Source organism: Pseudoduganella albidiflava, from assembly GCF_004322755.1.
Taxonomy (GTDB): Bacteria; Pseudomonadota; Gammaproteobacteria; order Burkholderiales; family Burkholderiaceae_D; genus Rugamonas; species Rugamonas albidiflava.
Map to the genome: position 1 here is coordinate 2,700,302 of NZ_CP036401.1, position 13,798 is coordinate 2,714,099.

The window sequence follows — 13,798 nt, forward strand, 5'->3', positions numbered from 1 at the left end:
GGTGCTCAGCGCAGCCAGGACCGGATGCTGGCCACCATCGCTTGCGTCGAGATGCCGTAGCGGTCGTGCAGCGTGGGCAGCGCGCCGGCGTCGAGGAAGGCGTCGGGCAGCGCGATCTGGCGGAAGGCCGGCGCCACGCCCGCGCGCAGCAGCGTGCCCGCCACCGCCTCGCCCAGGCCGCCGATCACCGAATGGTTTTCGGCGACCACCACCAGCCTCCCGCTGCGCGACGCTTCGCGCACGATGGTTTCGGTGTCGAGCGGCTTGATGGTCGGCACGTGCAGCACGGCGACGCCGACATTATCGTCCTTCAGCGCCTGCGCGGTCTCCAGTGCGCGCATGGTCATGATGCCGCTGGAGATTATCAGCACGTCGCGCCCGTCGCGCAGCAGCTTGGCCTTGCCCAGTTCGAATTTGTAATCGTACTCGTCCAGCACCAGCGGTACCTTCCCGCGCAGCAGCCGCATGTAGACCGGTCCCTTGTGCTCGGCAATGGCGACCGTGGCCTGTTCGGTATCGAGCGCATCGCAGGGATCGACGATCGTCAGGCCCGGCACGCCGCGGAAGATGGCGATATCCTCGGTAGCCTGGTGGCTGGGGCCGTAGCCGGTGGTGAGCCCGGGCAGCGCGCAGGCGATCTTCACGTTGAGGTTCTCCTCGGCGATCACCTGGTGGATGAAGTCGTAGGCCCGGCGCGACGCGAATACCGCGTAGGTGGTGACGAACGGCGTAAACCCTTCCTTCGCCATGCCGCCGGCGGCACCCATCAGCAACTGCTCGGCCATGCCCATCTGGAAGAAGCGTTCGGGGAATTCCTTGGCAAAGAGGTGCAGGTCGGTGTACTTGGCCAGGTCGGCGCTCATGCCCACGATGTCGGGCCGGCGGCCGGCCAGCTCGACCAGGGCGTTGCCGAACGGCGCGGACACGGTGCGCTGGCCTTCGCTGGCGATGGAGGCGATCATCGCCGACGTGGTCAGGCGCGGTTTGCTCATGGGGGCGTTCATTGCTGGTCTCCTGCCTTGGCTTGTTTCTCGTCGAGGATCGCGATGGCTTGCTGCCATTCGTCGGCCTCGACCCGGATGAAGTGGTTCTTGTCGCGCTGTTCGAGGAAGGGCACGCCGGAACCCATCAGCGTATCGAACAGGATCACGCGCGGTTGCGGGTCCGGATGGTTGCGCGCGGCATCGAAGGCGGCCAGCACGGCGGCCATGTCGTTGCCGTCGGCGCGCTGCACATGCCAGCCGAACGCTTCCCACTTCTGCGCCAGCGGTTCGAAGCCGAGGATCTTGCTGGACGGCCCGTCGGCCTGCTGGTTGTTGATGTCGACCAGGGTGATCAGGTTGCCCAGTCCGAAATGCGCGGCGGACAGTGCCGCTTCCCAGGTCGAACCTTCGTCCAGCTCACCGTCCGACATCGAGTTGTAGACGAACGCCGGGTTGTTCTTCTGGCGCAGGCCCAGCGCCATGCCGACCGCGATCGTCAGGCCCTGGCCCAGCGAGCCGCCAGAGATCTCCATGCCGGGCGTATAGGTGGCCATGCCGGACATCGGCAGGCGGCTGTCGTCGCTGCCATAGGTTTCCAGCTCGGCTTCGGGCAGGATGCCGGCCTCCAGCAGCGCGGCATAGAGGGCGATCGCATAATGGCCGTGCGACAGCAGGAACCGGTCGCGGCCTTCCCATTCCGGCTCGCCGGCACGATAATGCAGCGCGTGCCGGTAGGCCACGGCCAGGATGTCGGCCATGCCGAGCGCCTGGCCGACATAGCCCTGGCCCTGCACCTCGCCCATGCGCAGCGCGAAGCGGCGGATGCGGTGGGCGGCGCCCCGCAGGGCGGGCAGCTGGTCGGGCACGTTCACGTCTGGTGATGCAAGTTTCATGGGTGTCTCCGGTATCGAATCATTGGTCTTGTCACGAAACCAGTGTAAGAATGGAAAGACGGACCGTATAGCGAGTAATTCTTGGCGATAGATGAAACCAGTTCAACGATACCGCGCGCTGCGCAAGGCATCCCTGAAGGGCTTGCAGGCTTTCGAGGCCGCCTACATGCACCGTTCCTTCGCCGCCGCGGCGCAGGAACTGTCGATCACGGCATCGGCCGTCAGCCACTCGATCCAGACACTGGAAGAGGCGCTCGGCACGCTGCTGTTCGAGCGCGCGCGGCGCGGCGTGGTGCCGACCGAGGAGGGCGCCCGGCTGTATGACGTGATCCGCCGCTCGTTCGGCGACATCGACGACGAGCTGCGCACGATCCTCGACCGCGGCAGCAAGCAGCAGGTCGTGACCATCCAGTGCGCGCCCAGCTTCGCGGCGATCTGGGTGATGCCGCAACTGCCGGCCTTCCTGCGCGCCCATCCGGACATCGACGTGCGGCTGTGGGCCGTGCACCAGCCGCCCGACTTTTCCAGCAGCGGGGTGGACGTGGCCGTGCTGTATGGCAGGCCCACCGCCTCGGCCGGCGTGCACGTGGAGCCGATCTCGCAGCGTGAGCGCTACCTGCCCGTGTGCAGCCCGAAGCTGGTCGACGGCTGGACCCTGCCGCTGCCGGCGGCCGATATCGAGAATTTTTACCTGATCCAGAACGATGTGTCGCTGGCGTCGTGGGATGAATGGATCGCCCGTTTCGCGCCCGAGTGCCGGCACCCGGTGCGGGGCCTGCGGCTGGACCGCGCGTTCATGACGCTGAGCGCGGCCGAGAATGGCCTGGGCATGTGTATCGAGAGCACGGTGCTGGTGCAGGATTACCTGAAGGAGGGGCGGCTGGTGTGCCCGTTCGGCGAGCTGGCCATCGAGGCCACCGGGCATTACCTGGCCGTGCCGAAGAGCCGCGAGGGCTTGCAGGCGGTGCGGACGGTGGCGGACTGGATCCGGGGATTCGTCACGGATGGCGCCAAGCCGTAGGGCAGGACGAGCTTTGTGCTTCGGGCGCAGGCCTGTGGCGTTGCTTCCTCGGGCCTGGCACGCATTGAAAGCGCATGAATTCACCCCAACAGCAGGGAACTGGGGTCAGACCCGCTGGGTCTGACCCCCGAATTTGGGGTTGGGGTGGGCTTGACTTAACGGCATTGCGACTGGAGGGAAATTTATGAAGATGATCGTCGGCGTGATCCTGTTGTCCTGCTCGGCCGTATTCGCCGCGCCCGTTGCCGTTGCCGATCCGGCGAAATTCCTTCCCGGTGTCGTCTCCGACGATGGCGCATTCGGGTTGACGCTGGCGCCGGACGGCGCGCATGCCCTCTGGGTGGCGTCCGGGGGCGGCCGCGAGCGCTTGGTGATCATGGAGACGCGCAAGGTGAACGGCGCCTGGCAGGCACCGTCGGTGGCGCCGTTTTCGGGCACGCCTGGCTGGAAGGACATCGATCCCATGTTCAGCCCCGACGGCAAGACCCTGATCTTCCAGTCGAACCGCCCGGTGCCGGACAAGCCGGCACGCAAAGGCTTCGATATTTATGCTGTCGAACGCAGCGCGGCGGGATGGGGGCCGGTGCGCCACCTGGGCCACGACATCAACACGGACGAATCGGAATCGTCCGCCGCGATCGCCGCGAATGGCAGCATCTATTTCATGAAAAGCGCGCCGGGCATGGACTCCGACCTGTGGGTGTCCGAACTGCGTGACGGCCGCTACGGCGTACCGCGCAACCTCGGCCTGCCGATCAACACGCAGGCGCGCGAGTCGAACCCGTACGTGGCGCCCGACGAAAGCTACCTGATCTACTTTTCGGCGGCGACAGCGGATGATCAGCCCGACCTGTTCATCAGCTTCCGCGAGAATGGCCAGTGGGGCGCGCCGCGCCGGCTCAAGGCCCCGATTAATTCCGCCGATCCCGCCGACGCCGAATTCACGCCGTTCGTGCACGGCCACACCTTGTACCTGGCCCGGCAACGGCGCGAGAATGGCCGGTTCATTGAGAACGTGTATGCGTATCCATTCGACGCGGCGGATTATCGTTAGTTATCGTTAGTTATCGCCAGCACCACCGCATGAGCCGCCACCGGTCCTGCGCGAGCGGCCAGGGCGCTTCACGGCGCCCGCCGCCGCTCAGTGGATCAGCATCCCGCCATTGACATCGAGCGTGACGCCCGTGCAGTAGGCCGACAGGTCGCTGGCCAGGAACACCACCGCGCCGGCGATGTCGTCGGCCCTGCCCAGCCGCGCCAGCGGGATGTCGTTTGCGATCTCGCCCTTGCGTTCCTCCGTCAGCTTGCCCTTGATGATGTCCGTGGCGATCAGGCCCGGCGTGATGGCATTGACGCGGATGCCGCTCGGGCCGAATTCGCGCGCCATTGCCCGCATCAGGCCCAGCACGCCGGCCTTGGCGGCCGAGTAGTGCGGTCCACCCAGGATGCCGCCGCCGCGCTGCGCGGAGACGGAGGAGGTGCAAATGATGCTGCCGCTTTCCTGCTTCTGCATGGCCGGGAGCACGGCCTGCGCCATCAGCAGCGTGCCGCGCAGGCTCACGTCGAGCACCGCGTTGTAATCGTCGGCGCTGATGTCCAGCGTCTTGCGGGGCTGCGTGATGCCGGCGTTGGCGAACAGCACGTCGATGCGGCCATAGCGCTCCAGCACGGCCTGCGCCGCCGCCTCGCATTGTTCCTTGTTCGTCACGTCCGCCACCAGGCCGAGGTGCTGCGGGCCCAGCTCGGCCGCCGCACCGGCCGGATTGGCGCCCGCCAGGTCGGTGATGACCACGCTGGCGCCATGCGCCGCCAGCATGCGCGCCGTCGCAAAGCCCAGGCCATTGATGCCGGCGCCGCCGGTCACGATTGCCACGCGATCTTTCAGTAACATGTTGAGTCTCCGGTTTGTTGATGTCGTGCCGCCATCGTCGCCGACGGCGGTGATCACGACAAACGAGGAAAACTCAGGGGAGGGCGAATCTATTTCACGGCTGCCCCTGCCGCCAGCGGCACCTGCCGGATGCTCCCATCCACCCCGTACTCCAGCGGCGCGATGGCGATCGAGCGCCGGTGGCTGCCGCCGCCCGGCAGCAGGCTGTCGTGGTAGAACAGCCAGCTTTTACCGGCATGCTCGAGGATGGCCTGGTGATTCGTCGAGATCTTCAGGAAGTCGAGCACCACGCCGCGGTAGGTGAAGGGTCCCAGCGGCGAGGTGCCGGTGGCGTACACGATCTGGCCCGGCCAGCCGGTGGAGAACGTGAAGTAGTACGTGCCGTTGCGCTCATGCAGGAACGGCGCTTCGCCATAGGCTTTCCTGCCCGTCTTGTTGGCCTTGTCCGGCTTCTCGGTCTTGTCCAGGGGAGGCAAGCCGACGATCGCCACATCGAGGATCGGGCCGTCCAGCGTGACCATGTCGGCCTTCAGTTTCACGACTTTCGGCACGCGGGTGCCGAAGTACAGGTAGGCCTGTCCGTCCTTGTCGATGAACACGGCCGGGTCGATCGGCTCGTCGCCGGCATTGGTGTCGCGTGCCTTGTCGACCAGCGGCGTGCCGCGGGCATCCGCGAAGCCGCCGTCGGGGCGGTTCGAGACTGCCACGCCGATCGTGTCGCCGCCCACCGGCGCGTAGAAGTAGAACCTGCCATTGCGCTGCACCGCTTCCGGCGCCCAGGCCTTGGCATCCGGCCGCGCCCACTTGAAGACCTTTACGTCGAGCGGGATGCCGGCATCCGTCCACGTCTGCATGTCCGGCGACGTGTACAGGCGCCACGTCGTCGAATCCCAGTAGTTACCGGAGTTGCTCGCGTCGTCGGTGGCGTACAAATAGAACTTGCCACCGCCTTGCGTCGTGCCGTCTTGCGTCGTGAAATAGTGCGGCGACGGATCGGCATTGAAGCGTTGCGCGATCGGCTGGCCGGCATTGGCGGTGGCGGCGGTAGCGGAAGCGGCGAGCGCGAGCAGCAAGGCGGGCAGGCAGGACATCGGGCGGGGCATCGGGTCTCCAGTGGGTGGCGCGGTTCGGATGCGTGATGGTAGCGCGGCGCGCGGCCCGGATTGCGCTGATTTTGTGGTTGTGTCAACATGTTGATTATTGTTTGCGGAGGTGCGCGATGTCCAGACTGCCAAGGCTGCCCAGACTGTCCACGCTGCTGGCACCGCCGCTGATTGCCGCGGCCCTGCTGCACCTGTCCGCGCAGGCGCAAGTCACGCCAGCGGCGCCGCCGGCCTATGACGCGGCGCTGGCGCAATCGCTCGGCGGCAGCGAGCAGGGCATGCGCCCCTATGTGCTGGTGCTGCTGAAAACCGGTACGACGCCGGTGCCGAAAGGCGCGGAACGGGACCGCATGTTCGCCGGCCACTTCGCCAACATGGAGCGGCTGGCGAAGGAGAAGAAGCTCGTTGTGGCGGGTCCGCTGGACGGTGTGAACGGCCTGCGCGGCATGTTCGTGTTCGCCACCGCCGACATCGATGAAGCCAAGGCGCTGGTAGCCACCGATCCCGTCATCGTCCAGGGCGAGATGGTGGCCGAGTACCACAAGTTCTTTTCCACGGCCGCGCTGATGGCCGTGAACGATATCCACCACCGCATCCGCAAGAAATAAGGAGACCACCGTAGTGATCAGAGCCCGCTATCAAGCCATCTTCCTCGCCGTCCTCGCGCTCGGCCTGGCCGGCTGCAAATACCTGCCGCACGACGACGGCCGCTCCTGCGACAAGCTGGTCGACTGGAACGACCGCAAGGCCTGCAAGGAGAAAGCCGCCACCGAGTCGAAGGAATGGGAAAAGCGCGACAAGTAGATTGGCTCCGGCAGTGGAGGAAGGTTGCATCGCGTACAATCACGCGCCGACTTGGATCGGCCCCATCAACCATACTCCGAGACGAATGAAGCCATTTCGCACTTTGCATTCCGCCCCGCGCGGCCTGGCGCGCACCGCGCTGGCCCCCGCATTGTTCTCCACCCTGTTCTCCACGCTGGCGCTGGCCGGCGCCGCGCAGGCCGCGACGGCCAGCCTGAATGAAGCCTGGCAGTTCCACCGTGTCGACGGCAAGCAGGCCATCACCGCCGACAAGGTGCCGGCCGGCGCCTGGAGCACGGTCGACCTGCCGCACGCGGCGCACATCGAGCCGCGCGTGCCGACCGCGCCATGGCAGGGCACCGTGTTCTACAGGAAGACCTTCGACGCCGCGCTGAAGCCGGGCGAGCGGGCCATCCTGCGCTTCGAGGCGGTGATGAACGTGGCCGATGTCTGGCTGAACGGCAAGCACCTGGGCCAGCACCTGGGCGGCTACTTGCCGTTCGCGTTCGACGTGACCGGGCTGCTGAAGGCGGGCGGCAAGAACGAAGTCGTGGTTCGCGCGAACAACAAAGATAACGCTATCACCGGCCCGAAGCCGCTGAAGGACCTGGACTACATCCAGCACGGCGGCATGTACCGCGGCGTGAGCCTGATCACCAAGCCGGCGGTGCACATCACCGATGAGATGCTGGCCGCCACGCCGGCCGGCGGCGGCGTGTTCGTCACATTCCCGCAGGCCGGCAAGGAGAAGGCCACGGTGCAGGTGAAAACCGAAGTAGCCAATACCGCGAAGGTGGCGCGTACCGTCACCGTGCGCAATACGCTGGCATGGCAGGGCAGGGAAGTCGCCCGCGCCGAGCAGCAGGTCACGCTGAAGGCGGGCGAACGCCGCCACGTGACGATGCCGCTCGACGTCGCGCAGCCGCAGTTGTGGTCGCCGCAGGCGCCGAACCTGCATGTGCTGGACACCGCGGTCGTGGGCGAAGGCGCCGGCGACAGCGTGCAGACCCGCATCGGCATCCGCCGCCTGTCGTTCGACAACCAGCACAAGCTGGTGCTGAACGGCGAACCGCTGCAGCTGCGCGGCGTGAACCGCCACCAGGAATATCCGCACGTTGGCTACGCGCTGTCGCCGCAGGCCGAATACCGCGACGCGCTGCTGGTGAAGAAATACGGCTTCGACTACATCCGCCTGTCGCACTATCCGCAGTCCCCGGCCTTCATGGCCGCGGCCGATGAACTGGGCCTGCTGGTGATCCCGGGCGTGCCGGGCTGGCAGTACTTCAACAAGGATCCGGCCTTCAGCCGGCAGGTCATCAAGACCTGCGAAGACATGATCCGCCGTAACCGCAACCACGCCAGCGTGCTGGCCTGGGAATGCTCGCTGAACGAGACGGACATGCCGGACGCGTTCGTCGACACGCTGCACAAGACGGTGCACACCGAGTATCCGGGCGACCAGGCCTTCTCGGTGGGCTGGCTGCCGCGCTCCTACGACATCTACATGCAGGCGCGCCAGCACAGGATCGGCGACAAGCACCCGCTGCCGAAGAAACCCCTGATCGTTTCCGAGTACGGCGACTGGGAATACTATGCGATGAACGCGGGCTTCAACCAGGGTGCCTGGAGCGACCTGAAACCGGCCGACCGGTCCAGCCGCCAGCTGCTGTCGCAAGGCGAGAAGCACCTGCTGCAGCAGGCCGCCAACGTGGCCGAGGCGCATGACGACAACTTCACCACGCCGGCCTTCGCCGATGGCTACTGGGTGATGTTCGACTACGCGCGCGGCTATGCGCCCGACCTGGAAGCTTCCGGCGTGATGAGCATCGACCGCCTGCCGAAGTTCGCGGCCGAATTCTTCCGCTCGCAGCGCAGCCCGGAACAGGCGAATGCGCAGTGGGGCGGCGGCCCGATGGTGTTCATCGCCAGTTACTGGACGCCGGAATCGTCGCCGCGCGTGCGCGTGTTCACGAACGCCGAGGAAGTGGAACTGCGCCTGAACGGCAAGGTCGTGGCCCGCAAGAAGGCGGCGCCGTCGTCCACGCACCCAAGGCTGAAGCATCCGCCGGTGGAATTCGATACCGGCGGCTTCCAGCCGGGCGAGCTGGTGGCCGTGGCCTACACGGGCGGAAAGGTAGTGGCCGAGCACAAGGTGCGCACGCCGGGTGACGCGGTGAAGCTGGACTTGGCGCTGGACGACATGGGCGTGCCGCCCGCCGTGGGCGACCTGGTGTTCGCGCGCGCCCGCCTGGTCGACGCCAACGGTACCACCGTGCCGCGTTCCGGCGAGGCGGTGACATTCACGGCCGACCCGGGCTATGAAGTGATCCACAGTCCGCAGGCAAGCACCGAGGCGGGCATCGCCAGCGTGCTGGTGAAGGTGCGCCAGCCGAACGGCACGCTGGGTGCCGCTGCTGGCAAGCTGCAGGGCTCGCTCGCGCCGAAGTAAGGTTTTGGGTGGAAGCATACCCAAGTGCAAATTCAGGGTACGCTTCGATGGTGCTCAGATAAGCCTACCCCACGTGCAAATTCCGGGGTCAGACCCGACGGGTCTGACCCCAGCACTTCGCTGTTGGGGTGAATGCATGCACTTCCAATGTGTCGGGATACCGTTAACTTAGCGGCATGAGGGGAGTCCTGCACTGCTGATATTGCCGAGTATCGGTCCGCATTGTCGAGTAACGGTACGTATTGCCAAGTATCCGCGCGGTTCGGCGGGAAACCGTGAGTATTGGTGAGTATCGTGCCATACCGCCGGTCAGCAATGACTGGAATGTAACATCAACGCGACACATTGTTAAAACTTCACCTGGGAAAAACTTTACCTGCGGCAATAGCGGCGTAATAATGGGGTGCGACCTGCAAGCGTGTCGCGCCGGTTCGCCGCCAGGCGGATCCACCTCATCGATACCAGGACCCGCCATGAACATCGCCGCCGCCCCCGCCCGCACTGCCGTCAAATCCGATCTCCGCGCCGACGCGCGGGACATCAGCAGCGCCGTGGACCGGGTACAGGCCATCATCGAATTCCAGCTCGACGGCACCATCATCCACGCCAACGAGAACTTCCTGGCCACGCTAGGCTACACGCTGGACGACGTGGTGGGCCGGCACCATTCGATGTTCTGCGACCCCGACTACGTGCGCTCGCCCGAGTACGAGGCATTCTGGGCGAGGCTGCGCCGCGGCGAATTCGAGCGTGCGCAGTATCGCCGCATCGGCAAGGGCGGCCGCGATGTGTGGATCGAAGCATCGTACAACCCGATCCTCGACGAGGATGGCAAGCCGTGCAAGGTGATCAAGTTCGCCTGCGATATCACGGCCCACAAGGTGCGCGCCAACGAGCACGCGGGCCTGGTGAGCGCCATCGACAAGGCCCAGGCGGTCGTCGAGTTCGACATGAACGGCATCCTGCTGGACGCCAACGCGAACTTCCTGGCCGTCACCGGCTACGAACTCTCCGACGTCAAGGGCGAACACCACCGGGTGTTCTGCGAGGACGACTACGCGGCCAGCCTGGAATACCGCAAGTTCTGGCAAAAGCTCAACCGCGGCGAGTTCGATGCCGGCCGCTACAAGCGGGTCGGCGCGGATGGCCGGGTGATCTGGATCCAGGCCACCTACAACCCGATCTTCGGCCTGGACGGCAAGCCCGTCAAGGTGGTCAAGTTCGCCACCGACATCACTGCCCAGGTGGCGCTGGAAGAGGAAGTCGTGCGCCGCAACGAGGCCGACCGCCGCAAGGTGGCGCTGCTGCTGGCCCAGGTGGAACGCGCCGCGCACGGCGACCTGACCGGCACGCTCGAGATGAACGGCAGCGAGCCGGTCGACCAGCTGGGCGCCGGCGTCGGCAAGATGATTGCCGACCTGCGCGGCGTGATCGCGCACGTGGTGTCCGAAGTGGCGCGCCTGTCGGTATCGGCAGGCACCATCGCCGAGCGCTCGAACGTGGTGGCGGGCGGCGCCCAGGCGCTGGGCGCCACCGTCGAGGAAATGAATGCGTCGGTTGACGGCCTGACCGCGTCGATCGCCACCATCGCGCGCGGCGCCGACGAAGCCAACACGCTGGCGCAAAGCACGAAGGAAGCCGCCGAGACGGGCGCCAAGGCCGTGGCCCGCTCGATCGAGGCGATGGCGCTGATCAACCAGTCGTCGGAAGACATCAGCGAGATCGTCAAGGTGATTGGCGAGATCGCCAGCCAGACCAATATGCTGGCCTTCAACGCGGCGATCGAGGCGGCGCGCGCCGGCGAGCATGGCCTGGGCTTCTCGGTGGTGGCCGACGAAGTGCGCAAGCTGGCCGAACGCTCGTCGCAGGCGACCAAGGAAATCTCCAAGCTGATCACGGAATCGGTCAAGCGCGTGGCGCAGGGCAGCGAGATCTCGCGCCAGGCCAGCGATGCGTTCGACCGTATCGCCACCGGCGTGGAGCGCACGTCGGTGGCGATCGGCGACATCTCGGCGTCGGTCAACGAACAGTCGCTGTCGGCCCGCGAGGTGGCGGTGGCGATCGCCCACATCTCCGAGGAATCGGAAAAGTCGGCCGGATCGTGCGACAGCATCGCCGTGCAGACCGAAGAGCTGAACCGCACGGCCTCGGAACTGAACCAGACGGTTTCCGGCTTCACCGTCTGAGCGGCGCGGCGCAACCATGCATACGCTTCAGATGACCGCGGCCGGCGTGCCCCCGGCGCCGGAGGTGCACGCCGCCGCCGAGGCGATGGCCGCCGCGCGCGCGGCCGCCGCACGGGCGCTGGTCGACGCGGCGGGGCTGGAACTGTTCGGCTCCTTCCACCTGGGCGGCGCCGAGTTCGCGCTCCCGGCACTGGCGATCCGCGAAGTGGTCGGCTACCCGGAGCGGGTGACGCGCATGCCGCTGTCGCCGGATTGCCTGGAAGGCATCTTCACGCTGCGCGGCACGGCGATCCCGATCGTCAACCTGGCGCGCATCTTCGATCCGTCGGCGCCGCCGGCCAGTGCGGCACAGAAGATCGCCATCCTCGACCACGAGGAAGTGCTGGTCGGCCTGGTGTTCGACGCCACCGGCGAGGTGCTGCGCGTGCGCCCCGAGCAGCGCAGTACCGTGAGCTATGGCGGCGGGCGCTCATCCGTGATCGGCGGCACGATCCTGCTGGCCGACGGCGAGCGCCTGCTGCAGGTGCTGGTGCCCGAGGCGCTAGTGCGCATCGATAACGTGCCGCAGGTGCGGTCGATGTCGGCCGCCGCGCGGGCCGCCGAGCGTGCGCGCTTCCTGCGCCATGCCGAGGCGCGCAAGTGCCTGTGCTTTTCCGCAGGCGGCACGTCGTTCGCGTTCGCGATGACGGCCGTGCAGGAAATCATCGCCGTGCCCGAGCTGCGCACGTCCGTGATGGCCGGGCCGCTGTGCAAGGGCTGGATCAACTTCCGCGGCCGCGCCGTCGGCATCGTGGACTTCGCCGCGCTGGTCGGCGGCGTGCCCACGCAGGCGCACGACACGGCGCGCCGTATCCTGATCGCCCGCATCGGCGAGGAACTGCTGGGCTTCGTGGTCGATTCGGTCGACACCATCATCCACTACTTCGACAGCGACGTGCTGCCGATCCCGCTGCTGGGCACGCGGCGCGGCGCGATGTTCCGCGGCTGCCTGCCGCGCGCCGATGGCCCGGACACGCTGTTCCTCGACCACGCGCATGTGCTGGGCGATACGGAACTGGCCGAAGTCTGCGCCGGCCACCGGCGCATTTATGGCGATGAGGCAGCAGGCGAGGCGCAGGCAGCGAAGAACGCCGGTGCCGCCGCGGCGCGCAAGCAGGTCTACCTCGCGTTCGCACTGGGCAGCCCGTGGGCGGCCGACATCGGCCAGGTGCGCGAGCTGATCCCGTATGCGCCCGGCATGACGCGGCCGCCCGGCGCGCCGGATTGCGTGCACGGGATGCTGCACCTGCGCCACCAGGTGATTTCCGTGATCGACCTGCGCCGGCTGTACGGCATGCCGCCGCTGGACGATACCGCGGAGTGCCGCATCCTCGTGCTGGAACGGGGCACCGAGCGCTATGGCGTGATCGTCGACCGGGTCGACAGCATCGTGCACCTGCCGGCCAGCGCGCGGCGGCCGTCGCCGAAGATGCTGCGCGCCGGAGGCATGGCCGACATGCGCGCCGACGTCAGCGAAGTGCTCGAATTGCCGGACGGTTCCGTCAAGACGCTGTTCGAGCGGGACGCCTTCTTCGCCACGCTGGAGCGCGTGCTGGCACAGTAAGGCAGGGCGGGCCGCATCGCCCGCCGCCAGCTCATCGGCGCTCAGGCCGCGAAGCCGCCGTCGATCAGCAGGTCGGCGCCGGTAACGAATGCCGCTTCCGGACTGGCCAGGTAGGCGATCATCCCTGCCACTTCATCGGGATGACCATGCCGCGGCAGCGCCATCAGCCCATGCATCACCGCACCGAATTCGGCATTGGCGGGATTCATGTCGGTATCGACCGGGCCCGGTTGGACATTGTTGACGGTGATGCCGCGCGGCCCCAGGTCGCGCGCCATGCCTTTCGCCAGGCCGGTCAGCGCCGACTTGCTCATCGCATATACCGCGCCGCCGGCGAACGGCATGCGCAGCGCATTGGTGCTGCTGACGTTGATGATGCGGCCACCTTCGCCCATGTGCGCCAGCGCCGCCTGCGACGCGACGAAAACGCTGCGCACATTGACGGCCACGGTCTGGTCGAAATCTTCCAGGGAGAACTGTGCCACGTCGCCGAGACGGAGCACGCCGGCATTGTTGACGAGGATGTCGATGCGGCCGAAGCGGTCGGCCACCGCATCGATCGCGCCTTTCAGCGAGGCGGCATCGGCCGCGTCGGCGCGGATCGCCAGCGCGGTGCCGCCGGCCGCCGCGATTTCCGTCACCAGTGCTTCGGCCGCCGCCGCCGATGCGGCGTAGCCGATGGCGACCGTGGCGCCGTCGCGGGCCAGCCGGCGTGCCGTGGCGGCACCGATGCCGCGCGAACCGCCGTTGATGAAGGCGACTTTGCCGTCGAGGATCGTGGTCATGATGTGTTCCTTTGGAAGTGAATGGGATGAACACAGTATGGCCACGGCGAGACCATCGCGGTAGCGCATGAATGGCGGGT

General features: G+C 66.8%; 12 protein-coding genes. 7 read left to right on the forward strand and 5 right to left on the reverse strand.

All coding sequences use genetic code 11. The features are described from left to right. Nucleotides 1-5 precede the first annotated feature (5 nt). Together EYF70_RS11325 and EYF70_RS11330 are read right to left on the reverse strand one after the other, a co-directional pair. Complete coding sequence (locus EYF70_RS11325) at nt 6-1,004, reverse strand: transketolase family protein (RefSeq protein ID WP_131145496.1); 999 nt, start codon at nt 1,002-1,004, stop codon at nt 6-8. Further along, nucleotides 1,001-1,876, reverse strand: a complete 876-nt coding sequence (locus EYF70_RS11330; protein WP_131145497.1) for a transketolase — start codon at nt 1,874-1,876, stop codon at nt 1,001-1,003. Before EYF70_RS11330 ends, EYF70_RS11325 begins: the two co-directional genes overlap by 4 nt. A 91-nt stretch (nt 1,877-1,967) precedes the next feature. On the opposite strand from EYF70_RS11330, the gene EYF70_RS11335 reads away from it, so the two are divergent. Together EYF70_RS11335 and EYF70_RS11340 are read left to right on the forward strand one after the other, a co-directional pair. After that, on the forward strand, nt 1,968-2,897 hold the full coding sequence (locus tag EYF70_RS11335) for a LysR substrate-binding domain-containing protein (protein WP_131145498.1): 930 nt from the start codon (nt 1,968-1,970) through the stop codon (nt 2,895-2,897). A 184-nt stretch (nt 2,898-3,081) separates the two neighbouring features. Beyond that, nucleotides 3,082-3,951, forward strand: a complete 870-nt coding sequence (locus EYF70_RS11340; RefSeq protein WP_131145499.1) for a TolB-like translocation protein — start codon at nt 3,082-3,084, stop codon at nt 3,949-3,951. Between the two features lie 87 nt (nt 3,952-4,038). Here the strand turns inward: EYF70_RS11340 and EYF70_RS11345 are convergent, their stop codons facing one another. Together EYF70_RS11345 and EYF70_RS11350 are read right to left on the reverse strand one after the other, a co-directional pair. Continuing rightward, nucleotides 4,039-4,788, reverse strand: a complete 750-nt coding sequence (locus EYF70_RS11345) for an SDR family NAD(P)-dependent oxidoreductase (protein WP_131145500.1) — start codon at nt 4,786-4,788, stop codon at nt 4,039-4,041. Between the two features lie 89 nt (nt 4,789-4,877). After that, a complete protein-coding gene (locus tag EYF70_RS11350; RefSeq protein ID WP_218943769.1) occupies nt 4,878-5,891 on the reverse strand; it encodes a family 43 glycosylhydrolase in 1,014 nt (337 codons plus the stop codon). Between the two features lie 116 nt (nt 5,892-6,007). On the opposite strand from EYF70_RS11350, the gene EYF70_RS11355 reads away from it, so the two are divergent. The 5 genes from EYF70_RS11355 to EYF70_RS11375 all read left to right on the forward strand — a co-directional run bounded on the left by EYF70_RS11355 (nt 6,008) and on the right by EYF70_RS11375 (nt 12,933). After that, on the forward strand, nt 6,008-6,499 hold the full coding sequence (locus EYF70_RS11355; protein ID WP_165497626.1) for a YciI family protein: 492 nt from the start codon (nt 6,008-6,010) through the stop codon (nt 6,497-6,499). A gap of 13 nt (nt 6,500-6,512) precedes the next feature. After that, a complete protein-coding gene (locus EYF70_RS11360) occupies nt 6,513-6,695 on the forward strand; it encodes a hypothetical protein (protein ID WP_131145502.1) in 183 nt (60 codons plus the stop codon). A gap of 85 nt (nt 6,696-6,780) precedes the next feature. Beyond that, a complete protein-coding gene (locus EYF70_RS11365) occupies nt 6,781-9,144 on the forward strand; it encodes a glycoside hydrolase family 2 protein (protein ID WP_131145503.1) in 2,364 nt (787 codons plus the stop codon). Nucleotides 9,145-9,617: 473 nt separating this feature from the next. Next, nucleotides 9,618-11,330, forward strand: a complete 1,713-nt coding sequence (locus tag EYF70_RS11370) for a methyl-accepting chemotaxis protein (protein ID WP_131145504.1) — start codon at nt 9,618-9,620, stop codon at nt 11,328-11,330. Between the two features lie 16 nt (nt 11,331-11,346). Next, complete coding sequence (locus EYF70_RS11375) at nt 11,347-12,933, forward strand: chemotaxis protein CheW (RefSeq protein WP_229420816.1); 1,587 nt, start codon at nt 11,347-11,349, stop codon at nt 12,931-12,933. 41 nt (nt 12,934-12,974) lie between these two features. Here the strand turns inward: EYF70_RS11375 and EYF70_RS11380 are convergent, their stop codons facing one another. Beyond that, entirely contained in the window at nt 12,975-13,718 is a 744-nt protein-coding gene (locus tag EYF70_RS11380; protein ID WP_131145505.1) for an SDR family oxidoreductase, read from the reverse strand. Between the last annotated feature and the right edge of the window lie 80 nt (nt 13,719-13,798).